Source organism: Agrococcus sp. UYP33, from assembly GCF_054060915.1.
Genome location: NZ_JBSSDR010000001.1, coordinates 434,652 through 458,567 on the forward strand (window position 1 = coordinate 434,652; position 23,916 = coordinate 458,567).

The following is a 23,916-nucleotide window of genomic DNA, read 5'->3' on the forward strand; positions in this document are numbered from 1 at the left end:
GGGGCGCTCCGAGCAGCCGCTCGACCCCGATCAGCGCGTCAGGGCGACACCCACTGCGTGGTCGGCCACGTGATGCTCGACAGCCTCGCCTGCCCCGCGACCGAGGGGTGGAAGTAGTCGCGCGTCGAGATGTCGGTCCTCGCAAAGGCGTAGGCCGCGACGGCACCGCCGTCGAAGCGGCAGCTCGCGACCGCCGCGCACGCGTCGCGCAGCGCGATGTTGTATTCGTCCACGCGCTGCTGCACGGCAGCACGTCGCTGGACGTCCGCCGGCTGGGTGCTGCTCGGATTGGCGAGCATCGACTGGCAGATGCGGAGCAGGCTCCACGTGAACCGGGCGCTGCTGCTCGCGCGGTTCACCTCGTAGAGGCGCTGCAGGCTCGGGATGCTCGCGACGAAGATCTGCGGCGCACCGCCGCCCGTGGCGAGCGTGGCGAGCGCGGCCGCCACGTTGGCCTTGAAGGTCGCCGTGGGCGTCATCTCGGCGACCGTGCGGGTGCAGGCGTCGTTCGCGCCGATCTCGATGGTGACGTACTGCGCGCCCTGCCGCACCGCCTGCTGCGCCTGCGTGGCGAGCGCGGCGGAGCGCGAGCCCGAGACCGCGTCGTTGGACGCGACCAGGTTCGTGGCACCGGCGGCCCGCAGCCGCAGCAGGTGCGAGCCGACGGCCGTGCTGGAGCCGGTCGCCCAGCTGTTCTGGGCGCAGCCGGACCAGCTGCTGCACGACGACACCCCGAGCGTGATCGAGTCGCCCAGGGCAGCCATGCGCGTGACCTGCGATGGCGGAGGAGCCGCGGCCTGGGCGGCAGTCGTCGAGACGACCGAGCCCGAGAGGATGAGCGCTGCCGCGGCGACGGCGGCGAGCAGGTGACGGGTGCTGCGACGGATGCCCATGGCGGGCTCCTTCCGATGGCGCGGTGTGCGCGAACCGTACACCCGAGGCTGGGCGGCGACAACGCACCTCCTGCGCGGTCGTCGACGAGCCCTGACGCCTGGGAGGGAACACGAGCGCGCGATGCGAGGATCGTCGCGTGCAGCTCATCCTCGCCTCCGCATCGCCCGCCCGGCTCGCGCTGCTGCGCCAGGCGGGCATCGAGCCCGTCGTGGCACCGACCGACCTCGACGAGGAGCTGCTCGTCGCGGCGCACGAGGCCGAGCACGGCCCGCTGACGCCGCACGAGTACGTGCTGCTGCTCGCTCGCGCGAAGGCCGAGGCGCTGCTCGACCAGGACCCGCTCACGGCGTTCGACGGCCTCGTGCTGGGCGGCGACTCGTCGCTCGAGCTCGACGGCGCGATGCTCGGCAAGCCCCACACCCCCGAGCGCGCGCGCGAGCGCTGGCTCGCGCAGCGCGGCAGGTCGGCGACGCTGCACTCCGGGCACTGGATGCTGCGGGTGCGGCACGGCAGGATCGACGACTCGGCGGGCGTCGCGACCGCGACGCACCTCGACTTCTCGCCCGACATCGACGACGCCGAGATCGACGCGTACGTCGCCACCGGCGAGCCGCTCGAGGTGGCGGGCGCCTTCACGATCGACGGGCGCGGCGCCGCCTTCATCGACCGCATCGACGGCGACCCGTCGACCGTGATCGGCATGAGCATCCCGGCCGTCCGCCGGCTCGCGCGCGAGCTCGGCGTCGCATGGCCAGCACTGACCACGACGGAGGGATGACGATGGCGAGCAGCGCACGAGCGATGTGGGTGTGGGTGCACGAGGCCGCCCCGCCCGACCCCGCGGCAGTCGCGGCCTTCGCCGCGCAGCAGCGCATCACCGAGGCGTTCGTCAGCGTGCCGTGGGGCGGGCCGACGGCCGCGACCCACCAGTGCGTGGCGGCGCTCCGCGGCAAGGGCGTGCGGGTGTCGGCGCTCGGCGGCGACCCCTCCTGGACCACCGGCACGGATGCCATCACCTGGATGCAGCGCGCGACCGCCGCCTGGCTGTTCGACGGCGTGCACCTCGACATCGAGCCGTGGACGCGGCGCGACTGGCCGGGCCGCGAGCAGGAGCTGCTCGCGGGGCTCGAGCGCACCGTCAAGGACGTCGCTGCGCGCACGGCGCTGCCGGTCGAGGTCGACCTCTCCCCCTGGCTCGCCGACGTGCATCCGGCCGCCTTCGCCGCCATCGTGCGCCGCGCGGACGCGGTCGGCCTCATGGCGTACCGCGACCGCGCGACCGACATCCTGGCCGGCAGCGCGAGTGCGCGGCGGCTCATCGCGGAGGCCAGGAAGCCCTACCGCATCGGCGTCGACACGTTCCCCGTGCCCGAGCCGCGCGAGACGTTCGCCGACGACGGCCGGACCGTGCTCGAGCGGGAGCTCGCCGCGGTCGCCTCCCAGCTCGCCGGCGACCCGAGGTTCGCGGGCGTCGCGGTGCACGACTACGAGTACTGGAGCGCCCTGCCCGGTTGAGCATCTGCGTCCGAGTGCAGGACGACTCGGACCCAGACCCTCGACCGCTAGGTGGACTGCTGCGTGGCGATGCTGCCGGTGCGGTCGGCGAGCGACGCGTCGAGCTCCATGTCGACCGCCGCCTGCTCGAACTGGGCGTTGAGCAGCCGCCAGTAGGCGCCGCGCTCGGCGACGAGCTGCTCGTGCGAGCCCTGCTCGACGATGCGGCCCTGCTCCATCACGAGGATGAGGTCGGCGTCGCGGATGGTCGACAGCCGGTGGGCGATCACGAACGACGTGCGGTCGGTGCGGAGCGCCGCCATCGCGTGCTGCAGCAGCAGCTCGGTGCGGGTGTCGACCGACGACGTCGCCTCGTCGAGGATGAGCACGCTCGGCTGGGCGAGGAACGCCCGCGCGATCGTGACGAGCTGCTTCTCGCCCGCGGACAGGTTGGAGGCGTCCTCGTCGATCACGGTGTCGTAGCCGTCGGGCAGGGCGTGCACGAAGCGGTCGACGTACGTCGCCTGCGCCGCCTCGAGGATCTCCGCCTCGGTCGCGTCCGGCCGGCCGTAGGCGATGTTCTCGCGGATCGTGCCGCCGAAGAGCCAGGTGTCCTGCAGCACCATGCCGGTCTGCGACCGCAGCGCATCCCGCGTCATCGTCGCGGTGTCGACGCCGTCGAGCGTGATGCGGCCGCCGTCGATCTCGTAGAAGCGCATGAGCAGGTTCACGAGCGTCGTCTTGCCCGCGCCGGTCGGCCCGACGATCGCGACGGTCTGCCCGGGCTCCACCTCGAGCGAGAGGTCGTCGATGAGCGGCTTCTCGGGCGAGTACGCGAAGCGCACGTGCTCGAAGGTGACGCGACCGGAGCTCGCCGCGGCGGTCGTGCCGTCCGCGTCGGACTCCTCCTCGTCGGCGTCGAGCAGCTCGAAGACTCGCTCGGCGCTCGCGACGCCCGACTGCACCATCGTCACGGTCTGGCCGATCTGGCCCAGGTTCTGCGAGAACTGCTGCGAGTACTGGATGAACGCCTGCACGTCGCCGACCAGGATCTGTCCCGCAGCCACGAAGAGGCCGCCGGCGACGGCGACGAGGACGTAGCCGATGTTGCCGACGAAGGTCATGAGCGGGAAGACGAGGCCGGAGAGGAACTGCGCCTTGAACGACGCCTGGTAGACGCCGTCGTTCTCGGTCGCGAAGCGCGCGCGCACGGCCTCCTCGCGTCCGAAGACCTTGACGAGGGCGTGGCCGGTGAAGGCCTCCTCGACGATCGCGTTGACGCGACCGGTGCGGCGCCACTGCTCCTTGAAGAGCCCCTGCGCCGGGCCCATGACGGCGCCCAGGATGACGCCCGTGAGCGGCACTGCGATGAGCGCGACGAGCGCGAGCCAGACGTTGATCGTCAGCATCATGACGAGCACGCCGACGACGGTCAGCAGGCCGGTGACGATCTGCGACATCGTCTGCGAGAGCGTCTGGCCGACGTTGTCCAGGTCGTTCGTGACGCGCGAGAGCAGCTCACCGCGCTGCGTGCGGTCGTAGTACGACAGCGGCAGCCGGTGGATCTTCTCCTCGACGTCGCGGCGCAGGCCCTGCACGGTGCGCTGCACGACGCGGTTGACGACGTAGCCCTGCAGCCACTGGAACACGGCGCCCACGAGGTAGATCGCGAGCACGACGAGCAGGATGCCGCCGAGGGCGTCGAAGTCGATGCCCTGGCCGGGGTTCAGCCCCTCCATGCGCTCGACCATGTTGGCGAACTCGTCCTGGCCGCTCTGGCGGAGGCCCGCGACGACCTGCTCCTGGCTCGCGCCGGCCGGCAGGTTCCGCTGCACGAGCCCCTGCACGATGATGTTCGTCGCCTGGCCGAGGATCTTCGGCCCGAGCACGACGAGCACGACGCCGATCGCGCCGAGCGCGAAGACGAGCGCCAGCAGCCAGCGGTAGGGGTGCATGAGGCCCAGCAGCCGCTTGGCGGATGCGCCGAACGACTTGGCCTTGCCGGGCGGCGGCTCCCAGTCCCCGGCGCCCAGGCGAGCGGCCTCGGCCTGCTCGGCCTCGATCCGCTCCTCCTCGGTGAGCTCGGGCTCGGGCTTCGCCGAGCGCGCCCTGCGCGCCTCGAGGCGCTGCTCCCTCGTCAGCTTCTCGCGTGCCATGTCAGGCCTCCACTGCCATCTGCGATTCGACGATCTCGCGGTAGGTGTCGCTGCGCTCGAGCAGCTCCTCGTGCGTGCCCGTGCCGACCACCCGGCCGGCCTCGAGCACCACGATGCGGTCGGCGTCGACGATCGTCGACACGCGCTGGGCCACCACGATCTGCGTGGTCGAGCCGACGGCCTCGCGCAGCGCTGCCCGCAGCCGCGCATCCGTCGTCAGGTCGAGCGCCGAGAAGGAGTCGTCGAAGACGAGCACGTCGGGCTCGGCGACGAGCGCCCGCGCGATCGAGAGGCGCTGCCGCTGCCCGCCGGAGACGTTCGTGCCGCCCTGCGAGATCCGCGACTCGAGCTGCCGGTCCATCTGCTGGACGAAGCCCGCAGCCTGCGCGATCTCGAGCGCGCGCCAGAGCTGCTCGTCGGTCGCGTCCTCGTTGCCGTAGCGGAGGTTCGACGCGACGGTGCCGGCGAAGAGGTAGGGCCGCTGCGGCACGATCGCGATGCCGCGCCAGAGCGTCTCGGCGTCGACGTCCTTCACGTCGGCGCCGCCGACGAGCACCTGCCCGCCGGTGGCGTCGAAGAGCCGCGGGATGAGGTTGACGAGCGTCGTCTTGCCCGAGCCTGTCGAGCCGATGATCGCGACCGTCTCGCCCGGCGCGGCCTGCAGCGAGACCCCGTCGAGCACCGGGGTGTCGGCACCCGGGTAGTGGAAGTGCACGTCGCGCAGCTCGATCGTGCCGGGCGTCGGCATCCGGTCGCCCACCGCGACGCGCGAGATCGACGGCTCGGTGTCGAGCACCTCGCCGATGCGCTTCGCGGAGACCGCGGCCCTCGGGATCATGATCGTCATGAAGGTCGCCATGAGCACGCCCATGAGGATCTGCATGAGGTACTGCAGGAAGGCCATCATCGTGCCGATCTCGAGCTCGCCCGAGTCGACGAGGCCGGCGCCGAACCAGAGCACCGAGACGCTCGAGACCTCGACGATGAGCATGATGATCGGGAACATCAGCACGAACAGGTTGCCGGTGCGCAGCATCGCGTCGGTGACGCCGTCGTTGGCGACCGCGAACCGCTCCCGCTCGCGCCGCTCCTGCACGAAGGCGCGGATGACGCGGATGCCGGTGAGCTGCTCGCGCAGCACCTTGTTGATGCGGTCGATGCGCTCCTGCAGCTGCCGGAAGATCGGCACGAGCCGCGACACCAGGAAGCCGAGCACGAGCAGCATGAGCGGCACGGCGACGGCGATGAGCCACGACAGCGTCGCGTCGGCGCGCACCGCCATGATGACGCCGCCGATCGCGAGCATCGGCGCCGACAGCAGCATCGTGCACGACATGAGGATGAGCATCTGCACCTGCTGCACGTCGTTCGTGTTGCGGGTGATGAGGCTCGCGGCGCCGAAGCGCTGCACGTCCTGCTCGCTGAAGTCGCCGACCTCGCCGAAGATGTCGGCGCGCAGGTCGCGGCCGGCGCGCATCGCCAAGCGCGCGCCGAAGAGGATGGCCAGGATGTTGGCGGCCACCTGGCCGAGGCTCAGCCCGAGCATGAGGAAGCCGAGCCGCCAGATGGTGTCGGTGTCGCCCCGCAGCACGCCCTCGTCGATGATGTCGGCGTTGATGGTGGGCAGCATGAGCGACAGCACCGACTGCGCGAACTGGAACAGCACGACGAGGAGGAGCGCAGGCCACGAGGGCTTGACGTAGCGGACGATGAGCTTCCAGAGCATGGTCAGACCTTCTGGGCCTCGGGAGCGGATGCCGCGACTGCGGCGGAGGGATGACCGGTGGGATCGACCGGCCCGGCATCGGTGCGGGCGATGCCGTGCAGGAGCACTTGCAGGATGTCATCGACCGATGACACGGCATCCTGCTCGCCCCAGTTCGAGGCGGCCGCCCACGCGAGCGTGCGCACCACCTCTGCCGCCACCACCGGCGGCACGCGCAGGTCGTCGCGGAAGGGCACGAAGCGCTCCGCCAGCCGGTGCTTCGACGACTCGAAGTCGGCCCGCGCCGCGCCGGCCGCGCGCTGCCCGATCGGCCCGAGCACCATGATGAGCCGGAAGATGAAGCCCATCCGGTCGACGAGCACGCGCAGCGTCCATGCCACGACCTCCTCGAGCGAGTCGAGGCCGAGCACGCCGGCCTCGCCGGACTCGTCGATCGAGAGGTGATGCTCGGCGAGCGCAAGCAGCAGCGACTCCTTGTCGCCGAACGCCTTGAAGAGGGTGCCCTCGGCGACGCCGGCCGCGTCGGCGAGCTGGCGCGTGGTGATCGCGAGCCCGTGCTCGAGCACGGCGGGCGTCACCGCCTCGATGATCTGCGCGCGGCGGTCGTCGCCGCTGAGGCGTGGGATCGGAGTCACGCGACGATGCTAGTTGAGTGAGTGCTCACTCACCAGGGGTACACGACGCGGCGTGTCGCCGGGTCACCGCTCCGGGGGCCGCCTGCGGCCCCGGTCGCTGCCACGCCTCGGCCGAGCGGACGATCTCGTGCTGCGCCCTGCCGAGCAGCTCCTGCGCGAGCGTCGCCCAGTCGGTGCGGTCCCCGATGCTCGGCTGCCAGTCGCCGGCACCGCGTCGCGCCGCGTGCTCGGCCGCCTCGAACGCGTGCGTCGCGCGCCGCACCGCGTCGCGGTAGGTCGCGAAGTCGCCGGGCGCCATGCGGGCGTCGACGCTCGCGGGCCGCAGCTCGAGCGCGAGCCGCTGCTCGCGCAGGAACTCCTGCAGCGCAGGGGACCTGGCGTCGCTCATCGCCGGGTAGTCGATCGCCTTCGCAGGGTCGGTCTCGTAGGCGATCCAGCGCGCCGTGAGGCGGTCGTGCTCGGCGCGCAGCCGCGCGAGCGGCATGGCCTCGAGCGGTGCGCGGCTCGCGGGCAGGGTCGCGCGCGCCGCCTGCACCGACGCCCGCCGAGCCTTGAGCTCCGCGACCGCGACCTTCACCCCGCGCTCGGCCGCCTGCACGCGTCGCTTGGCCTCGAGCACCGCGCCGAGCCCGACGCGCGCGGCGGCCTGCTCGGCCTGCGAGCGCAGCAGCTCGGCGCGCGCGACCTTGAGGTCCGCGCGCGAGCGGGTGACCGCATCCTGCGCCCGCCGCGCGTCGTGCACGGCCGCGAGCAGCTCGAGCCGCCGGCCGGTCGGCCGGGCGCGCCGCACGCCGACCACGCCGAGCGCGCCCGCACCCGCGCCAGCCGGTGCGATCCACCACCACTCGGCGACGAGCGCGAGCACCACGGGGTCCACGGGTCCATGCTAGGTGCGGCGTCCCGCCGCGCACAGGGAGCGACCTCGATCGGCCCGTGGCTGTGGGAAACCGCAAGCGAACCGGGCATTCCTGTGTGCGGTGTGCACGCATCCGTCATGCATCGCCGCCTAGGCTGAGTGACCATGCCCCGCATCACCAAGGTCCTCATCGCCAACCGCGGCGAGATCGCCGTCCGCATCATCCGCGCCGCGCGCGACGCGGGCATCGGCTCGGTCGCGGTCTACGCCGAGCCCGACCGCGATGCGCAGCACGTGCACCTCGCCGACGAGGCCTACTCGCTGACGGGCTCGACGAGCGCCGAGAGCTACCTGGTGATCGACAAGATCCTCTCGGTCGCGCGGCGCTCCGGCGCGGACGCCGTGCACCCCGGCTACGGCTTCCTGGCGGAGAACGCCGACTTCGCCCGCGCGTGCATCGACGCCGGTCTCATCTGGATCGGCCCGAGCCCGACCGCGATCGAGCAGCTGGGCGACAAGGTCTCGGCGCGCCGCATCGCGGAGTCGGTCGGCGCCCCGCTCGCGCCGGGCACGATCAACCCGGTCTCGGGCGCCGACGAGGTGCTCGAGTTCGTCGACCAGCACGGCCTCCCGGTCGCGATCAAGGCGGCCTTCGGCGGCGGCGGTCGCGGCCTGAAGGTCGCCCGCACGCGCGAGGAGGTCGCGCAGCAGTTCGACTCCGCGACCCGCGAGGCCGTCGCCGCGTTCGGCCGCGGCGAGTGCTTCGTCGAGAAGTACCTCGACAAGCCGCGGCACGTCGAGACGCAGTGCCTCGCCGACGCGCACGGCAACGTCGTGGTCGTGTCGACCCGCGACTGCTCGCTGCAGCGCCGGCACCAGAAGCTCGTCGAGGAGGCGCCCGCGCCGTTCATCTCGGCCGCGCAGGATGCGGAGCTGCGCCGTGCGTCGAAGGAGATCCTGCGCGCCGCGTCGTACGTGGGCGCCGGCACCTGCGAGTTCCTCATCGGCGCCGACGGCACGATCTCGTTCCTCGAGGTGAACACCCGCCTGCAGGTCGAGCACCCGGTCTCCGAGGAGGTCACCGGCATCGACCTCGTGCGCGAGCAGTTCCGCATCGCCGAGGGCGAGGCGCTCGGCTACGACGACCCGGAGGTGCGCGGCCACTCGATCGAGTTCCGCATCAACGGCGAGGATGCCGGCAGCGGTTTCATGCCGCAGCCCGGCCCGGTGCGCATCTTCCGCGCCCCGACCGGCCCCGGCATCCGCATCGACTCAGGCGTCGTCGCGGGCGACGTGATCGGCGGCAACTTCGACTCGATGCTCGCGAAGCTCATCGTGACCGGCCGGGACCGCGCCGAGGCGCTCGAGCGCTCGCGCCGCGCGCTCGCCGAGTTCGAGGTCGAGGGGCTGCCGACGGTGCTGCCCTTCCACCGCCGCATCGTCGACCACCCCGCGTTCGCGCCCGCCGACGGCGCCGCCTTCTCGATCTACACCTCGTGGATCGAGACCGAGTTCGAGAACGACATCCCGGCGTGGGGCGGCGAGCCGGGCGAGCTCGGCGGCCCCGAGCCGCGGCGCACGGTGGTCGTCGAGGCCGACGGCAAGCGCATCGCGGTCTCGATGCCGAAGCAGCTGTTCTCCGACACGAAGGACGCGAAGGGCCCCGCGCCGCGCCGCACGCGCGCCGCGCTCGCCGGCGGCGCAGGCTCCGGCTCGATCGTCTCGCCGATGCAGGCGACCGTCGTGAAGGCAGCCGTCGCCGCGGGCGACCGCGTCGTGGCCGGCGACCTGCTCGTCGTGCTCGAGGCGATGAAGATGGAGCAGCCGCTCTCCTCCCCCATCGACGGCGTCATCAGCGCGATCGACGCGCCGGTCGGCAAGACGGTGCCGTCCGGCCACCTGCTCGTCGCGATCACGCCCGACGCGGGCTAGGCCAGCGCGGGTCAGGCCAGCCCGGCTTCGACCAGCGCGGCACGACGCCTGGCGAAGGCCGCGAGCGGCGGCGGCAGGACGTCCGCGAGCGCCGCGTAGCGCGCGGCGGCCTCGGCGCGCTCGCCCCGCTGCCACGCGAGGTCGGCGAGCGCGAGCGACGCGTCGCGGCGCGACGCCTCGGCGCCCTCGTGCTCGAGCCCGGCGAGCGCCGCCGCGACCTCGTCGAGGTCACCGCCGTCGCGCAGCGCGAGCCTGCCGCGCGCGACCGCTGCCGCGACCCGCGCCGCGGGGGTGGGCCGCAGCGCGACGAGCCGCTCGTGGAGCGCGACGATCGTCGTCCAGTCGGTCGCGGCCGCCGTCGGCGCCGCGACGTGCAGCGCGGCGATCGACGCCTCGAGCGCGAAGCGCCCGCCGGTCCCCGCCGTCGCGGCCGCGCGCTCGAGGCCGGCGAGCGCGAGCCGCCGGTCCCAGCGCGTGCGGTCGACCTCGTCGAGCGGCAGCGCGACGCCCTCGTCGTCGAAGCGGCCGGGCCGACGCGCGAGCGCGAGCAGCACGACCGCGACGAGCGCCCGCGCCTCCGCGTCGTCGGGCTGGTCGAGCGACGCGGCGGTCGCGAGCGTCAGCGCGCTGCGGCCCAGGTCGTCCGCCGGGGTGTCGGGCTGCAGCGCGTCGCGCTGGCCGACGGCATGGACGGCGGCGACGCACTCGAGCACGGCCGGCAGCCGGGCCCGCCGCTCGAGGCGGTCGGGCACGCGGAACGCGCCCGCCGCCTCCGCGAGGCCGCGCTTCGCGCGCGTGAGCCGAGCGGATGCCGCGCGAGGGTCGATGCCGAGGTGCCACGCGATCCGGGCCGTGTCGACCCCGCACACGAGCCGCAGCGCCAGCACGAGCCGGCTGCCGAAGCCGAGCGCCGGATCGCACGCGACGTGCAGCAGCGCGAGCCGATCGTCGACGCCCGTCTCGCCGGGCACCCGCGCCTCGGCCCGCCGCGCGAGGTCGGGCAGGGCGCGGTCGCGCACGGCGCCCCGGCGCACCCGGTCGAGGTGCAGGCGCCGCCCGACCGTCGTGCACCAGGCGACGAGGTCGTCGATCTCGTCGGGGTGCGCGACGGCGCGGGCGAACGCCTCCGCCGCGAGCTCCTCGCCCTCGTCGATCGACCTGGCGTGCGCCGCGAGCTGCCGCACGACGCTCGGCCATGCGGCCGTGAAGGCATCGTCAGCCGGGCGCACGCGCCCATCGTGGCACGAGGCGGCGCCGGCCTCCGTCGGGCTTGGCTCAGCCGAAGTCGAAGACCCGCCGCCACTCGATGTGGCCGCCGGTCGGCACCATCACGGCGAGCTGCTTCGCGATCTCGACGTCGTCGGCCTCGATCAGGTAGAAGCCCGTGATGACCTCGTCGCTCTCGATGCTCGCGCCGTCGGTCCACACCGCGTCCTCGAGCTCGCGGCCCTCGGCGCCGGGGCGCACCGTGCCGCCGTGCTTGCGGTGCTGCAGCGCGTTGCCGCCGACGATCCGCGCGCCCAGCTCCTCGACCCGGCGCTCGAACACCTCGAACTCGGGGAACTCGACCGCGATCTGCGCCGGCTGGTCGCCGTAGGCGTCCGAGTCCCAGTCGGGCTCGACGATCATGAACATGTACTGGTCGGCCATGGCCGCGTCCTCTCCGTCACGGACTGCGCGTGTCGGCAGTCTCGCATGGGAGACGCACGGGGCCGCAGGGATTCGACATCCCGACCGGAACGCGTCCGCGGGTCAGGGCTCGACGCGGTGCATCGCCCTCGCGGCATCGGAGATCGAGCCGGTGAGCGACGGGAAGACCGGGAAGACGCGCGCGAGCTGGTCGACCGTGAGCCGGTGCTCGAGCGCCATCGTGACGGGGAAGATCAGCTCCGAAGCCTTCGGCGCCACGATGACCCCGCCGATCACCGTGCCGGAGCCGGTGCGGGCGAAGAGCTTCACGAAGCCGTCCTCGACGCCCATCATCTTGGCGCGCGCGTTGGTGGCGAGGTCGATGCGGTACACCTCGCCCTGCGCGATGCCCTCCTCGATCTCGCGCTGCGACCAGCCGACCGTGGCGATCTCCGGCTGGGTGAAGATGTTCGACGCGACCGTGCGCATCGAGATCGGGTCGACGGCGTCGCCGAGCGCGTGGAACATCGCCGTGCGCCCCTGCATGGAGGCGACGGATGCGAGCGGCAGCGCGTCGGCGCAGTCGCCGACCGCGTAGACGTTGGGCAGGTTCGTGCGCGCGACGCGGTTCACGAGGATGGTGCCGGAGTCGGAGAGCTCGATGCCCGCCTCCTCGAGGCCGATGCCCGCGGTGTTCGGGATCGAGCCCACGGCCATGAGGCAGTGCGAGCCCTCGACCGTGCGGCCGTCGGTGAGCGTGACGACGACGCCGGTCTCGGTGCGCTCGACCTTCTCGGCGCGCGACTTCGAGAGCACGTGCATGCCCTGCCGCGTGAAGACCTCCTCGATGACGCCCGCCGCGTCGGCGTCCTCGCCGGGCAGCACCTGGTCGCGGCTCGAGACGAGCGTGACCTCTGCGCCGATGAGGCTGTAGGCGCTCGCAAACTCGGCGCCGGTGACGCCGGAGCCGACGACGATGAGGTGCTCGGGCACCTCCTCGAGGCTGTAGAGCTGCGTCCAGGTGAAGATGCGCTCGCCGTCGGGCATCGCGCTCGGCAGCTGGCGCGGACGCGCGCCGACCGAGACGACGATGGTGTCGGCCTCGAACTCGTCGAAGTCGGCGCCCTGCTTGCCGGTCGACACGACGACCCGCCCGGGGCCGTCGAGGCGGCCCTCGCCCTGCACGATCGTGACGCCGGCCTTCTCGAGGTCGGCCTTCATGTCGAGCGACTGCTTCGCGGCGAGCGACAGCAGCCGCCGGTTCACCGCGCGCAGGTTGACCGAGACCTCGGGCTTCTGCGGCCGCCCGGAGGCGCCGCGCACCGAGAACTGCACGCCGAGCTGGCTCGCGTCGCGGATCGCGGCCGCCGACTCCGCGGTCGCGATGAGCGACTTCGAGGGCACGACGTCGGTCAGGATCGCGCTGCCGCCCACGCCCGTCCGCTCGATGAGCGTCACCTCGGCGCCGAGCAGGGCGCCCGCGAGCGCCGCCTCATAGCCGCCGGGTCCGCCGCCGATGATCACCACGCGCTGCTTGCGCTCGAATGCACTCACGCGCTCCATCATCCCGCATCCGGAGCCGCGTTCCGGTCGGCCGCCCGCGGTCAGCCCGCGCGGCGCTCGTGGACGGCGGTGGAGAGCGTCGTGCCGTTCACCTCGACGTAGAGGGTGCCCTCCGTCACGGAGACCGACATCGTCGTCCGCCGGGCCACCGCGTCGGCGACCGCATCGATGAAGCCGGGGTCGAACGAGACGAGCCGCACGTCCTCCGCGCGGTGGATGCGCTTGCCCGACCACCGCCCCGCGACGCCCTCCGGGTCGCGGTGCGTGTAGACGACGGCGCGATCGGCCGCCATGCTGCCGCGGTGGATGCGCTCCGCCTCCGGGGCGCCGACCTCGATCCAGGCGGTCAGCGAGCCGGTCAGGTCGCGCGCGACCACCGCGGGCTCGTCGCCGCCCGAGATCCCGTCGCCGAAGGCGATGCCCTCCTCGTGCTCGAGGCAGAGCGCGAGCACGCGCGTGACCATGAACGGGAGCGTCTCCGACGGGTGCTGCGCGACCTTGAGCGACAGCTGCTCGTACACGCCGCGGTCGACGTCGGAGAGTTGGATCTCGAAGGTGTGGATGGTCGCGCCGATGGCCATGGTCGCCGAGCCTACGCGAGCGCGGGGGCGTGCCTCGCGCGCCCGGATGCGCAGCGCGGGCACGCGCTGTGCCGCTCACGGCTCGGTGGCGGCGGCGCGCCTAGAGTGGGCGCCATGACGCACGAGCACGACATCCACCCGCTCGACGGCGGCGCCGACCCGCGCGCCGTCGCCCGGCAGGCCGCCGACGACATCCGCCGCATCACCGGCGTCGAGTCGCACGACATCGCCCTCACGCTCGGCTCGGGCTGGGCGAAGGCGGCCGACCTCATCGGCGAGACGACGCACACCATCCCCGCGACCGACGTCACCGGCTTCTCGAAGCCCGCGCTCGAGGGGCACGTGGGCACGCTGCGCTCGATCCTGCTCGACGACGGCCGCCGCGCCCTCGTCATCGGCGCGCGCACCCACTACTACGAGGGCCACGGCGTGCGCCGGGTCGTGCACTCGGTGCGCACCGCGGCCGCGGCCGGCGCATCCGTCATGGTGCTCACGAACGGCGCCGGCGGCATCAAGCCGCACTGGACGCCCGGCCAGCCCGTGCTCATCAGCGACCACATCAACCTCACCGCCGACTCCCCGCTCGAGGGCGCGACCTTCGTCGACCTCACCGACCTGTACGCGCCGCGCCTGCGCGACATCGCGAGATCGGTCGACGGCTCGCTCGACGAGGGCGTCTACGTGCAGTTCCGCGGGCCGCACTACGAGACCCCCGCAGAGGTGCAGATGGCGAAGGCGATCGGCGGCCACATCTGCGGCATGTCGACCGCGCTCGAGGCCATCGCGGCGCGCGAGGCCGGCATGGAGGTGCTGGGGCTCAGCCTCATCACCAACCTCGCCGCGGGCATCCAGACGACCCCGCTCTCGCACGCCGAGGTCATCGAGGCGGGCAGGGAGGCGGAGGGCCGCCTCGGACGCCTGCTCGCCGACGTCGTCGCCGCGATCGGCCAGCAGGCATGACCGCGCCCGACGTGCTCGACGCCGCGCGCGCCTGGGCCGCCGACGATCCCGACCCCGAGACGCGCGCCGAGCTCGAGGCCGCCATCGCGGCCGCCGAGGCCGGCGACGAGCTCGCGGTCGCCGCGGTGACGGATGCGTTCCGCGGCCGCCTGCAGTTCGGCACCGCCGGACTGCGCGGCGCGATCGGCGCGGGCCCGAACCGCATGAACCGGGTGGTGGTACAGCAGGCGTCCGCCGGGCTCGCCGCCTTCCTGGTGGGACGCGAGCCGCACCCGTCGATCGTGATCGGCTGGGACGGGCGCCGCGGCTCCGAGGAGTTCGCCCGCGACGCGGCCGAGGTGTTCGCCGGCGCGGGCGTGCGGGCGATCCTGCTGCCGCGCCTGCTGCCGACGCCGGTGACGGCGTTCGCGGTGCGCCACCTGGGCGCGAGCGCGGGCGTGATGGTGACCGCGAGCCACAACCCGCCCGCCGACAACGGCTACAAGGTCTACCTCGGCGGCGCCGACGAGGGCAGCCAGATCGTGCCGCCCGTCGACGGCGAGATCGCCGAGCGGATCGTCGAGGCGGCGGCCGTGCCGGTCGCCGACTACCCGCGCGGCGAGCCGGAGGTCGCGGGCGAGGGCGTCTGGGAGGCGTACGTCGCCGCCACGGCCGCGATCGGCCTGCCGACCGACCAGGACGCAGGATCCGCGCTCACCGTGGTCTACACGCCGCTGCACGGCGTCGGCCTGGAGACGGTCGAGGCGGTGCTCGCCGAGGCCGGCTTCCCGCCCGTCATCGTCGTGCCGGAGCAGGCGGAGCCCGACGGCGCGTTCCCGACCGTCGCGTTCCCCAACCCCGAGGAGCCCGGCGCGCTCGACCTCGCCATGGCGCTCGCGACCGAGCGCGGCGCCGACCTCATCCTCGCGAACGACCCCGACGCCGACCGGCTCGCGGTCGCCGTGCCCGACGCCGCGGCTCCCTCGGGCTGGCGGATGCTGACGGGCAACGAGGTGGGCCTGCTGCTCGGCTGGGACGCGGCTCGCGCGGCCCGCGGGCGCGGCGTGCTCGCCGCATCCATCGTCTCCTCCCCCGGCCTCGGCACGATCGCCGAGGCGCACGGGCTGCGCTTCGTGCAGACGCTCACGGGCTTCAAGTGGGTCTCGCGCGTGCCCGACCTCACCTTCGGCTTCGAGGAGGCGCTCGGCTACCTCGTGAACCCGGGCACCGTGCGCGACAAGGACGGCGTCTCGGCGCTCGTGCGGGTGCTCACGCTCGCCGCAGAGCTGCACGAGCGCGGCTCGTCGCTCACCGAGGAGCTGCTCGCGCTCGCCGGCGAGTTCGGCGCGTTCGAGTCGGGCCAGGTGAGCGTGCGCGTGACGGATCTCGCGCGGATCCCGGCGACCATGGCCGCGCTGCGGGCGACGCCGCCGGCCGAGCTCGCGGGCTCCGCGGTGCTCGCCGCCGATGACCTGTCGCTGCCCGAGCACGGCGAGATCGGCGACATCCTGCGCTTCACCCTCGACGACGGCTCGCGCGTGATGGTGCGGCCGAGCGGCACCGAGCCCAAGGTCAAGGTCTACATCGACGCGATGTCGGCCGAGGGCGCGCCGGCCCAGCGCGTGCGCGCGGCGCGTGCCCGCGTCGCGGCGATCGCCGAGGCGGTGCGTCCACTCCTCGAGGCCTGACGCTCGACGTCGCCTGTGGTCGCTGAGCCGCGCATGCGCGTCGCACGACCACCGGCGACGTCGAGGATCAGCGGCGGAGGGCGGCGATCGCCTCGTCGCGCGTGGTGGCGGCCGCGAGCGCGTCGGTGACGCCGGATCCGTCGAGCGCGTTGGCGAGCTCGGCGAGCATCCGGAGGTGCTGCCGCGCGCTCGTCGCCGCGAGGCCGATGACGACGCGCACCGGGTCGTTGTGCGGGTGGCCGAACGCCACCGGCTCGTCGAGCACGACGATCGCGAGCGCGTCGCGCCGCACGACGCCGCTCGCCTTGGCGTGCGGCACGGCGACGCCCGGGGCGACGACGCAGTAGGGCCCCGCCGACTCGATCTGCTGCACGAGCTCCTCGACGTAGGCCCGCCCCACGGCGCTCGCCGTCACGAGGTCGACGCCCGCCGCGCGCACGGCCGCGCGCCAGTCGTCGGCGTGCACCCCTGGCGAGAAGGTGGCCTCGTCGAGCGGCAGGCTCATCGCAGGTCGTCGAACCCGTCGGCGATCTCGTCCGCCAGCTCCTCGCGCTCCTCGAACGAGCAGAACGCGCTCGCCGCGGCGTTCTGCGTCACCTGCTCGAGGTCGTCGAGGTCCCACTCGAAGGCGTCGACGAGCAGCCCGAGCTCGCGCGTGAGCGTCGTGCCCGACTGCAGGCGGTTGTCGACGTTGACGGTGACGCAGAAGCCCAGCTGGTGCAGGAGGTCGATCGGGTGGTCCTCGAGCGCGGTGCCCCACTGCGCGATCGTGCCGGTCTGCAGGTTGGAGGACGGGCTCACCTCGAGGGCGATCTGCCGGTCCTTCACCCACTCGGCGACCTCGCCGAGGCGCACGACGACCGCGTCGTCGGTCTCCTCCTCGACGTGGATGTCCTCCGCGATGCGGGTGCCGTGCCCGAGCCGCAGCGCGCGGCCCGAGAACAGCGCGTCGGCGATGCTCGCGATGCCGTCGCCCTCGCCCGCGTGGACGGTGGCCGGGAAGTGCGCGCGCGCCAGGATGTCGAAGGCCGACTGAATGCGCGACGCGGGGAAGCCCGCCTCGGGGCCCGCGATGTCGAAGCCGACCGCACCGCGATCGCGATGCCGCAGCGCGAGCTCGGCGATCTCGTCGCCGCGGTCGAGGTGGCGCATGGCGCTGACGAGCTGCCCGACGCGGATGCGGCCGCCGTGCGTCGCGACGAGCGCGATGGCCTCCTCGATGCCGGCCTGCACCGCCTCGACCGCCGCGTCGAGCGTCAGGCCGCGCTGCAGGTGCTGCTCGGGCGCCCAGCGGATCTCGCCGTAGATCACGCCGTCCTCGGCGAGGTCGAGCACGAACTCCTTCGCGACGCGGTGCAGGCCGTGCTCGGTCTGCATCACCGCGGTCGTGATGTCGAACGTCTTCAGGTACTCGGGCAGCGAGCCGGAGTTCGACTGCTCGGCGAACCACGCGCCGAGCGACGCGGCGTCGCTCGCGGGCAGCTCGAGCCCGATCTCGTCGGCCAGCTCGAGGATGGTCTGCGGTCGCAGTCCGCCGTCGAGGTGATCGTGGAGGCTGACCTTTGGCAGCGTCTGGATGTCGACGCCGTCGACCTCGTAGCGGCTCATCTCGTCCCCGTCGTCGGTTCCTGCAGGACCTCGATCGTACCTGCCGCGGATGCCGACGGCTTCAGGCGCCGATCCGCTCGCGCACGATCGGCGGGACCGTCACCTCGGTGCCCGGCGCGGCGAGCTCCCACGCGCCCTCGAGCGCCTCCAGCGCGCGCGGGATGCGGGTGGCGTCGTCGGCCGAGATCGTCCAGAGCGGGTCGCCCTTCCGCACCGCGTCGCCCGGCTTCACGTGCAGGTCGATGCCCGCGGCGTGCACGACGGGGTCGCTCGCGCGGGCGCGGCCGGCGCCGAGCCGCCACGCGGCGATGCCGAACGGCAGCGCCTCCTGGCGGGCGAGCACGCCGTCGGCCTCCGCAACGACCGTGTGCGTCTCGTTCGCGGTCGGCAGCGCCGCATCCGGGTCGCCGCCCTGCGCGACGACGAAGCGCCGCCAGACGTCCATCGCACGGCCGTCGGCGAGCGCGGCCTCGACGTCGGCGTCGGGCTGCCCGACCGCGTCGAGCATCTCGCGCGCGAGCGCGACGGTGAGCTCGACGATGTCGGCGGGGCCGCCGCCGGCGAGCACCTCGACCGACTCCCGCACCTCGTTGGCGTTGCCGATCGCGAGGCCGAGCGGCGTGTCCATGGCGGTGAGCAGCGCCCGCGTCTCGACGCCCGCGTCGCGGCCGAGCTCGACCATCGTGAGCGCCAGCTCGCGCGCCCGCTCGAACTCCTGCATGAAGGCGCCTGAGCCGAACTTCACGTCGAGCACGAGCGCGCCCGTGCCCTCCGCGATCTTCTTCGACATGATCGAGGAGGCGATGAGCGGGATGGCCTCGACGGTGCCGGTGATGTCGCGGAGCGCGTAGAGCCGCTTGTCGGCGGGCGCCAGGCCGGCGCCGGCCGCGCAGATGACGCCGCCGACGGTGCGCAGCTGCTCGAGCATCTGCTGGTTCGAGAGGTCGGCGCGCCACCCCGGGATGGACTCGAGCTTGTCGAGCGTGCCGCCGGTGTGGCCGAGGCCGCGCCCCGACAGCTGCGGCACGGCGGCGCCGAAGGCGGCGACGAGCGGCATGAGCGGCAGCGTGATCTTGTCGCCGACGCCGCCGGTCGAGTGCTTGTCGACGGTGGGCGCGTCGAGCGACGAGAAGTCCATCCGCTCGCCCGAGGCGATCATCGCCATCGTCAGGTCGTGGATCTCGCGGCGGTCCATGCCGTTCAGGAGGATCGCCATCGCGAGCGCCGCCATCTGCGGGTCCTCGACGTAGCCGCGCGTGTAGGCGTCGACGAGCCAGTCGATCTGCGCCGTGCCGAGGCTGCCCCGGTCGCGCTTCGTGCGGATGATGTCGACGACGTCGAACGCCTCAGCCATGCTGCTCCTCGCCTCGCCCGACCGCGCGGTCGGGCCCTCGTGGTGGTCCCTGCATCCTCGACCCAAGCACATCCGCGCCGAGAGGCCCGCGGCCGGGCCGGATGGTCAGGCGTCGCGGGTCGCCGCGTAGTCGTCGAGCTCCCGCGGGCCGAACGCATCCGGGAGCACCTGGTCGATCGTGCGGATGCCGCTGACGGTGTCGAGCAGCATGCCGGGCGCCGCGTGCTCCGACAGCAGCTGGCGGCAGCGGCCGCACGGCATGAGCCGCTCCCCCGCGCCGTTCACGCACGCGAACGCCACCAGCCGGCCGCCGCCGCCCATCACGAGCTCGCTCACGAGCGAGCACTCCGCGCACAGCGTCACGCCGTAGGCGGCGTTCTCGATGTTCGCGCCGGTGATGAGGCGGCCGTCGTCGACGAGCGCCGCCGCGCCCACCGGGAAGCCCGAGTAGGGCGCGTAGGCCTTCGCGGCCGCGCCAACGGCGGCGCCGTGCAGCGCCGGCCAGTCGATGTCGGGCATCCGTCGTCCTATTGCTTGATGTACGGCTTGCCGCTCGCCGCCGGCGCCCGCGACTGGCCGATGAAGCCTGCGACCGCGAGGAGCGTGACGACGTACGGGAGCATGAGCATGAACTCGCTCGGCACCGGGGAGCCGATCGCGCCGAGCGTCTGCTGCAGCGCCGACGCGAAGCCGAACAGCAGCGCCGCCGCGGTCGCCTTGATCGGGTGCCACTGACCGAAGATCACCGCGGCGAGCGCGATGTAGCCGAGGCCCGCCGTCATCTCGCGCGTGAACGAGCCGTTCGAGTCGAGCGTGAAGTACGCGCCGCCGAGGCCCGCGACCGCACCGGCGAGCGAGACGTTCCAGAAGCGCAGCCGGTTGACCTTGATGCCGACGGTGTCGGCGGCCATCGGGTGCTCGCCGATCGCGCGCAGGCGGAGGCCCCAGGTGGTCTTGAAGAGGCCCCACGCGATGAGCGGCACGGCGATGTACATCGCGTAGACGATGATCGACTGGTTGAAGAGGGCGGGTCCCAGCAGCGGGATGCCCTCGAGCAGCGGGATCGGGAGCTTCGGCAGGCGGTCGGGCGAGTTGAGCGCCTCGTTGTCGGTGAGCACCGACGAGTAGAAGAAGTTCGTGAGCCCGGCGACGAGCACGTTGAGCACGACGCCGACGATGACCTGCTCGACGAAGTACCGGATCGCGAAGACCGCGAGCACCATCGAGATGAGCACGCTCGCGAGCATCGCGGCGAGCACGCCGACGATGGTGCTGCCGGTCGCCGAGGCGACCACCGCGCCGGTGAAGGCGCCGCCGAGCAGCTGCGCCTCGATCGCGATGTTCACGACGCCCGCGCGCTCGGAGATGACACCGCCCATGGCGCCGAAGATGAGCGGCACCGAGAGGCCGACGGTCGCGAACAGCAGGCCGGCGATCGGGATCATCGACCCTGCGCCGGCCCAGCTGAGGAAGCCGACGACGAACAGCAGGCCGAAGACGACCGGCAGCCAGGCGCCGACGCGGCGCGCGGAGGCCGCGGCCCAGAACGCGAACGCAGTGAGCGCCGCGAGCACGAGCGCGATGACGATGCCGGTCGGACGCGACGGGAGCACCGCATCCGGGAGCGCGATGAAGTCGCCGGAGTCGGCGAGCCGGAGCGTCGCGCTGCCGTCGCGGCCGAGCCCGATCATGAGGATCGCGGCGACGACGGTGAGCACGGCGTAGGCGACGGGCGCCTTCCAGTGCCGGACGACGGCGCGCTCGAGCTCGACCGTCTGGACGGGCGCAGGCGACTGCGCGTCGATGGGCTGCTGCGTGCTCACGCCTGCTCCCCCTTCGTCTGGGTCGCGGCGGCGAGCGCGGCCTCGTCGCGGCGCTGGCGGCGCGACTTCCTGCCGGGCTGCGGCAGGCCGAACATCGCGCGCACGAGCGGCGGGGCCGCGATGAAGAGCACGATGAACGACTGCACGACGAGGATGATGTCGATCGGCACGCCCTCGGCGGCCTGCATGCGGAAGCCGCCCGCCTTGAACGCGCCGAAGAGCAGACCGGCGAAGAACGTGCCCCACGGGGTGGAGCCGCCGAGCAGCGCGACCGTGATCGCGTCGAAGCCGATGCCCGCGTCGATGCCGGAGGTGAAGCCGGTCGTGACCGCGCCCGTCACCTGCTGGGCGCCCGCGAGGCCCATGAAGCCGCCCGAGAACAGCATCGCGAGCACCGTGATGCGCCGCACGTCCATGCCGGCGTTGAGGGCGGCGTTGGCGTTGAAGCCGACCGCGCGGAACTGGAAGCCGAGGCTCGAGCGGTTGATGAGCCACGAGCAGAAGATCACCGCGGCGACCGAGAGCACGAAGCCCCAGTGCAGCGTGAACGGCGGGCCGAACATCGATGGCAGCGTCGCCGACGGCGGCATGGGCGGGGAGATCGGGTTGTTGCTGCCCGGGTTCTGCAGCAGGCCCGGGGTGCGCAGCATCCAGGTGATGAACCAGAGCGCGACGAAGTTGAGCATGATCGTGACGATCACCTCGTGCGCGCCGGTGAACGCCTTGAGCGCACCGGCGATGCCACCCCAGATCGCGCCGGCGGCGATGCCGACGGCGATCGCGACGAGCACGTGGAGCACGGGCGGCAGCTCGAACGAGAAGCCGACCCAGCCCGCCGCCGCGGCGGCCCACAGCATCTGGCCGCGGCCGCCGATGTTGAACAGCCCGACGCGGAAGGCGAGCGCGACGCCGAGGCCCGCGGCGATGAGCGGGGTGGCGAAGTTCAGCGTGTCGGTGAGCGGCTTGATGAGCTGCGCGAAGCCGGCGTCGGCGCGCGACAGGTTGAGGATCGAGCCCTGGAAGAGCGCCGAGTACGCGCCGAAGACGGCATCCCAGGCGGCGCCGAGCATGTCGCCGGGGCGGGCGAAGAAGTAGCCGCTCGTCTCCTGCACGCGCTCGTCGGTCGCGGCGATGAGGATGCCGCCGACGACGAGCGAGGTGAGGATCGCGAGCACCGCCATGACGAGGTTGCCGCCCATGATGCGGCGGAAGGCGCCGCCCCAGGGGTCGTCGTCCTCGACCGTGCGGTCGTCGGTCGGCACGACCGCAGCGGGTGCCGCGACCTCCGCGACCTCTGGCGCGTGCACGACGGCCGGCGCGGATCCGGAGTCGGGCGAGCCGCCCGGGCGCTGCGGCGGGTCGGGCTGGATCGGGTCGTCGCCGTCGAGCGGTCGGTCGTTCACGCTGCGGCTCCTTCGAGGTGGGCGGGTCGCTCGCCGGCCATCATGAGGCCGAGCGTGTCGCGGCTGGTGTCCGCGGGCACGATGCCCACGATGCCGCCCCGGTACATGACCGCGATGCGGTCGGCGAGCCCGACGACCTCGTCGAGCTCGGTCGAGACGACGATCACCGGGATGCCGGCGTCGCGCGTCGCGATGATCTGGCTGTGCACGAACTCGATCGAGCCGACGTCGAGGCCGCGGGTGGGCTGCGAGGCGACGAAGAGCGCGAGCGGCCGGCCGAGCTCGCGCGCGAGCACGACCTTCTGCTGGTTGCCGCCCGAGAGGGTCCCGACGTGCGTGTCGATCCCCTGCGCGCGGATGTCGAAGGCACCGAGCTTCTCATCGGCGAACGCGTCGCGCGAACCCCGGTCGACCGTGCCGGCCTTGATGAACGGGGCGCCGCGGTAGCGGTCGAGCATGAGGTTCTCGGCGATCGAGAAGTCGCCGACGAGCCCGTCGACCTTGCGGTCCTCGGGCACGAAGCCGACACCGGCGTCGAGCACCTCGCGCACCGAGTCGCCCAGCAGCTCGTTGCCGTTGAGGTCGATCGAGCCCTTGGCCCGCGACTGCAGGCCGAGGATCGCCTCGGTGAGCTCGGTCTGCCCGTTGCCCTGGACGCCGGCGATGCAGAGCACCTCGCCGCCGTGCACCGTGAACGAGACGTCGTTGACGACCTTCTGGCCGATAGCGTCGAGCACGGTCAGGCCCGAGACGGTGAGCAGGTTGTCGGTGAGCACCGGCGGGCTCTTCTGCACGGTCAGCTCGACGGGGCGGCCGACCATCATCGACGCGAGCTCGGTGCTCGTCGACGTGGGGCTCGCCTCGCCGACCACCTTGCCGAGGCGGATGACCGTGATGCGGTCGGCGATCGCGCGCACCTCGCGCAGCTTGTGCGTGATGAAGACGATCGCGGTGCCCTCGTCGCGGAGCTGCTGCATGATCGCCATGAGCTCGTCGGTCTCCTGCGGCGTCAGCACGGCGGTGGGCTCGTCGAAGACGAGCACCTTCGCGTCCTGCGACAGGGCCTTGATGATCTCGACGCGCTGCTGGACGCCGACGGGCAGGTCCTCGATCTTCGCGTCGGGGTCGACGTGGAAGCCGAAGCGCTGCGAGATCTCGCGCACCTTCTGCTTCGCGCCGGCGAGGCCGCCGAGCGCCTTCTCGTGGCCGAGCAGCACGTTCTCGGCGACGGTGAACACGGGGATGAGCATGAAGTGCTGGTGCACCATGCCGATGCCGGCGTGCATGGCATCGCCGGGTCCTGCGAAGCGCTGGGGTGCGCCGTCGAGCAGGATCTCGCCCTCGTCGGCCTGGTAGAGGCCGTAGAGCACGTTCATGAGGGTCGACTTGCCTGCGCCGTTCTCACCGAGCAGGCAGTGGATCTCGCCGGCCTTGACCTCGAGGTCGATGTGATCGTTGGCGGTGAGCGCGCCGAACCGCTTCGTGATGCCACGAAGCTGGAGGGTCGAGTGCGGGGCGGTCATGGTGCCTTCCTTCGACGGCGCTGACGACTCATGAATCTAGCCGGAACGGCGCATCGGGCGCGCGCTCCTGTGCCGCTCACGCGTGTGGGGGCCGGCCGGAGCCGACCCCCAC

General features: G+C 72.9%; 21 protein-coding genes. 5 read left to right on the forward strand and 16 right to left on the reverse strand.

Features of this window, described 5'->3' with window-relative positions; all coding sequences use genetic code 11:
• Positions 1-38: 38 nt before the first annotated feature.
• A complete protein-coding gene (locus ACVWW9_RS02085) occupies positions 39-893 on the reverse strand; it encodes a GDSL-type esterase/lipase family protein (RefSeq protein ID WP_354259041.1) in 855 nt (284 codons plus the stop codon).
• A gap of 137 nt (positions 894-1,030) precedes the next feature.
• Here ACVWW9_RS02085 and ACVWW9_RS02090 point away from each other — a divergent pair, with 137 nt between their 5' ends.
• Both ACVWW9_RS02090 and ACVWW9_RS02095 read left to right on the forward strand, forming a co-directional pair.
• On the forward strand, positions 1,031-1,672 hold the full coding sequence (locus ACVWW9_RS02090; protein WP_456514189.1) for a Maf family protein: 642 nt from the start codon (positions 1,031-1,033) through the stop codon (positions 1,670-1,672).
• 2 nt (positions 1,673-1,674) lie between these two features.
• Complete coding sequence (locus ACVWW9_RS02095; protein WP_456514190.1) at positions 1,675-2,409, forward strand: hypothetical protein; 735 nt, start codon at positions 1,675-1,677, stop codon at positions 2,407-2,409.
• Between the two features lie 47 nt (positions 2,410-2,456).
• Here ACVWW9_RS02095 and ACVWW9_RS02100 read toward each other — a convergent pair whose 3' ends face one another.
• Genes ACVWW9_RS02100 through ACVWW9_RS02115 form a run of 4 tightly spaced genes read right to left on the reverse strand, consistent with a single transcriptional unit; the run spans position 2,457 to position 7,782 of the window.
• Positions 2,457-4,544, reverse strand: a complete 2,088-nt coding sequence (locus ACVWW9_RS02100) for an ABC transporter ATP-binding protein (protein WP_456514191.1) — start codon at positions 4,542-4,544, stop codon at positions 2,457-2,459.
• 1 nt (position 4,545) lies between these two features.
• The gene (locus ACVWW9_RS02105) at positions 4,546-6,270 is read right to left on the reverse strand and encodes an ABC transporter ATP-binding protein (protein ID WP_456514192.1); all 1,725 of its coding nucleotides are present in this window, start codon (positions 6,268-6,270) and stop codon (positions 4,546-4,548) included.
• Positions 6,271-6,272: 2 nt separating this feature from the next.
• Positions 6,273-6,905: a TetR/AcrR family transcriptional regulator gene (locus ACVWW9_RS02110; protein ID WP_456514193.1), complete on the reverse strand. Its 633-nt coding sequence runs from the start codon at positions 6,903-6,905 to the stop codon at positions 6,273-6,275.
• 25 nt (positions 6,906-6,930) lie between these two features.
• Positions 6,931-7,782, reverse strand: coding sequence for a hypothetical protein (locus tag ACVWW9_RS02115; protein WP_456514194.1), 852 nt, complete (start codon positions 7,780-7,782; stop codon positions 6,931-6,933).
• A gap of 144 nt (positions 7,783-7,926) precedes the next feature.
• Here ACVWW9_RS02115 and ACVWW9_RS02120 point away from each other — a divergent pair, with 144 nt between their 5' ends.
• Complete coding sequence (locus ACVWW9_RS02120) at positions 7,927-9,693, forward strand: acetyl/propionyl/methylcrotonyl-CoA carboxylase subunit alpha (protein WP_456514195.1); 1,767 nt, start codon at positions 7,927-7,929, stop codon at positions 9,691-9,693.
• 11 nt (positions 9,694-9,704) lie between these two features.
• On the opposite strand, the gene ACVWW9_RS02125 is transcribed toward ACVWW9_RS02120, so the two are convergent.
• From ACVWW9_RS02125 to ACVWW9_RS02140, 4 genes are all read right to left on the reverse strand, one after another.
• A complete protein-coding gene (locus ACVWW9_RS02125) occupies positions 9,705-10,922 on the reverse strand; it encodes a DUF6596 domain-containing protein (RefSeq protein ID WP_456514196.1) in 1,218 nt (405 codons plus the stop codon).
• 46 nt (positions 10,923-10,968) lie between these two features.
• Positions 10,969-11,343, reverse strand: coding sequence for a YciI family protein (locus tag ACVWW9_RS02130; protein ID WP_456514197.1), 375 nt, complete (start codon positions 11,341-11,343; stop codon positions 10,969-10,971).
• Positions 11,344-11,445: 102 nt separating this feature from the next.
• Positions 11,446-12,885, reverse strand: a complete 1,440-nt coding sequence (locus ACVWW9_RS02135) for an NAD(P)H-quinone dehydrogenase (RefSeq protein WP_354261573.1) — start codon at positions 12,883-12,885, stop codon at positions 11,446-11,448.
• A gap of 41 nt (positions 12,886-12,926) precedes the next feature.
• Positions 12,927-13,466, reverse strand: a complete 540-nt coding sequence (locus tag ACVWW9_RS02140) for a YaeQ family protein (protein WP_456514198.1) — start codon at positions 13,464-13,466, stop codon at positions 12,927-12,929.
• A 114-nt stretch (positions 13,467-13,580) separates the two neighbouring features.
• On the opposite strand from ACVWW9_RS02140, the gene ACVWW9_RS02145 reads away from it, so the two are divergent.
• Together ACVWW9_RS02145 and ACVWW9_RS02150 are read left to right on the forward strand one after the other, a co-directional pair.
• Positions 13,581-14,426 (forward strand): purine-nucleoside phosphorylase, encoded by an 846-nt coding sequence (locus ACVWW9_RS02145; RefSeq protein ID WP_354259013.1) that lies wholly within the window; start codon positions 13,581-13,583, stop codon positions 14,424-14,426.
• Positions 14,423-16,093 (forward strand): phospho-sugar mutase, encoded by a 1,671-nt coding sequence (locus ACVWW9_RS02150; RefSeq protein WP_456514199.1) that lies wholly within the window; start codon positions 14,423-14,425, stop codon positions 16,091-16,093. The genes ACVWW9_RS02145 and ACVWW9_RS02150 overlap by 4 nt, the downstream gene beginning before the upstream one ends.
• Positions 16,094-16,160: 67 nt before the next feature.
• Here ACVWW9_RS02150 and ACVWW9_RS02155 read toward each other — a convergent pair whose 3' ends face one another.
• From ACVWW9_RS02155 to ACVWW9_RS02185, 7 genes are all read right to left on the reverse strand, one after another.
• Complete coding sequence (locus ACVWW9_RS02155; RefSeq protein WP_456514200.1) at positions 16,161-16,598, reverse strand: PTS sugar transporter subunit IIA; 438 nt, start codon at positions 16,596-16,598, stop codon at positions 16,161-16,163.
• Positions 16,595-17,701: an adenosine deaminase gene (locus tag ACVWW9_RS02160; RefSeq protein WP_456514201.1), complete on the reverse strand. Its 1,107-nt coding sequence runs from the start codon at positions 17,699-17,701 to the stop codon at positions 16,595-16,597. Before ACVWW9_RS02160 ends, ACVWW9_RS02155 begins: the two co-directional genes overlap by 4 nt.
• 61 nt (positions 17,702-17,762) lie before the next feature.
• The gene (locus ACVWW9_RS02165; protein WP_456514202.1) at positions 17,763-19,055 is read right to left on the reverse strand and encodes a thymidine phosphorylase; all 1,293 of its coding nucleotides are present in this window, start codon (positions 19,053-19,055) and stop codon (positions 17,763-17,765) included.
• 105 nt (positions 19,056-19,160) lie between these two features.
• Entirely contained in the window at positions 19,161-19,574 is a 414-nt protein-coding gene (locus ACVWW9_RS02170; RefSeq protein ID WP_123696099.1) for a cytidine deaminase, read from the reverse strand.
• An 8-nt stretch (positions 19,575-19,582) separates the two neighbouring features.
• On the reverse strand, positions 19,583-20,878 hold the full coding sequence (locus ACVWW9_RS02175) for an ABC transporter permease (protein ID WP_354258999.1): 1,296 nt from the start codon (positions 20,876-20,878) through the stop codon (positions 19,583-19,585).
• A complete protein-coding gene (locus tag ACVWW9_RS02180) occupies positions 20,875-22,281 on the reverse strand; it encodes an ABC transporter permease (protein ID WP_456514203.1) in 1,407 nt (468 codons plus the stop codon). The genes ACVWW9_RS02175 and ACVWW9_RS02180 overlap by 4 nt, the downstream gene beginning before the upstream one ends.
• Positions 22,278-23,804 (reverse strand): ABC transporter ATP-binding protein, encoded by a 1,527-nt coding sequence (locus tag ACVWW9_RS02185; protein ID WP_354258994.1) that lies wholly within the window; start codon positions 23,802-23,804, stop codon positions 22,278-22,280. Before ACVWW9_RS02185 ends, ACVWW9_RS02180 begins: the two co-directional genes overlap by 4 nt.
• Between the last annotated feature and the right edge of the window lie 112 nt (positions 23,805-23,916).

Coding starts and splice junctions, on each gene's coding strand:
- ACVWW9_RS02140 (WP_456514198.1), bottom strand. CDS start 13,466: ATGGCCATCGGCGCGACCATCCACACCTTCGAGATCCAACTCTCCGAC.
- ACVWW9_RS02170 (WP_123696099.1), bottom strand. CDS start 19,574: ATGCCCGACATCGACTGGCCGGCGCTGCACGGCGCCGCCGTTGGCGCG.
- ACVWW9_RS02085 (WP_354259041.1), bottom strand. CDS start 893: ATGGGCATCCGTCGCAGCACCCGTCACCTGCTCGCCGCCGTCGCCGCG.
- ACVWW9_RS02145 (WP_354259013.1), top strand. CDS start 13,581: ATGACGCACGAGCACGACATCCACCCGCTCGACGGCGGCGCCGACCCG.
- ACVWW9_RS02095 (WP_456514190.1), top strand. CDS start 1,675: ATGGCGAGCAGCGCACGAGCGATGTGGGTGTGGGTGCACGAGGCCGCC.
- ACVWW9_RS02185 (WP_354258994.1), bottom strand. CDS start 23,804: ATGACCGCCCCGCACTCGACCCTCCAGCTTCGTGGCATCACGAAGCGG.
- ACVWW9_RS02105 (WP_456514192.1), bottom strand. CDS start 6,270: ATGCTCTGGAAGCTCATCGTCCGCTACGTCAAGCCCTCGTGGCCTGCG.
- ACVWW9_RS02165 (WP_456514202.1), bottom strand. CDS start 19,055: ATGGCTGAGGCGTTCGACGTCGTCGACATCATCCGCACGAAGCGCGAC.
- ACVWW9_RS02150 (WP_456514199.1), top strand. CDS start 14,423: ATGACCGCGCCCGACGTGCTCGACGCCGCGCGCGCCTGGGCCGCCGAC.
- ACVWW9_RS02155 (WP_456514200.1), bottom strand. CDS start 16,598: ATGAGCCTGCCGCTCGACGAGGCCACCTTCTCGCCAGGGGTGCACGCC.
- ACVWW9_RS02120 (WP_456514195.1), top strand. CDS start 7,927: ATGCCCCGCATCACCAAGGTCCTCATCGCCAACCGCGGCGAGATCGCC.
- ACVWW9_RS02135 (WP_354261573.1), bottom strand. CDS start 12,885: ATGGAGCGCGTGAGTGCATTCGAGCGCAAGCAGCGCGTGGTGATCATC.
- ACVWW9_RS02100 (WP_456514191.1), bottom strand. CDS start 4,544: ATGGCACGCGAGAAGCTGACGAGGGAGCAGCGCCTCGAGGCGCGCAGG.
- ACVWW9_RS02160 (WP_456514201.1), bottom strand. CDS start 17,701: ATGAGCCGCTACGAGGTCGACGGCGTCGACATCCAGACGCTGCCAAAG.
- ACVWW9_RS02130 (WP_456514197.1), bottom strand. CDS start 11,343: ATGGCCGACCAGTACATGTTCATGATCGTCGAGCCCGACTGGGACTCG.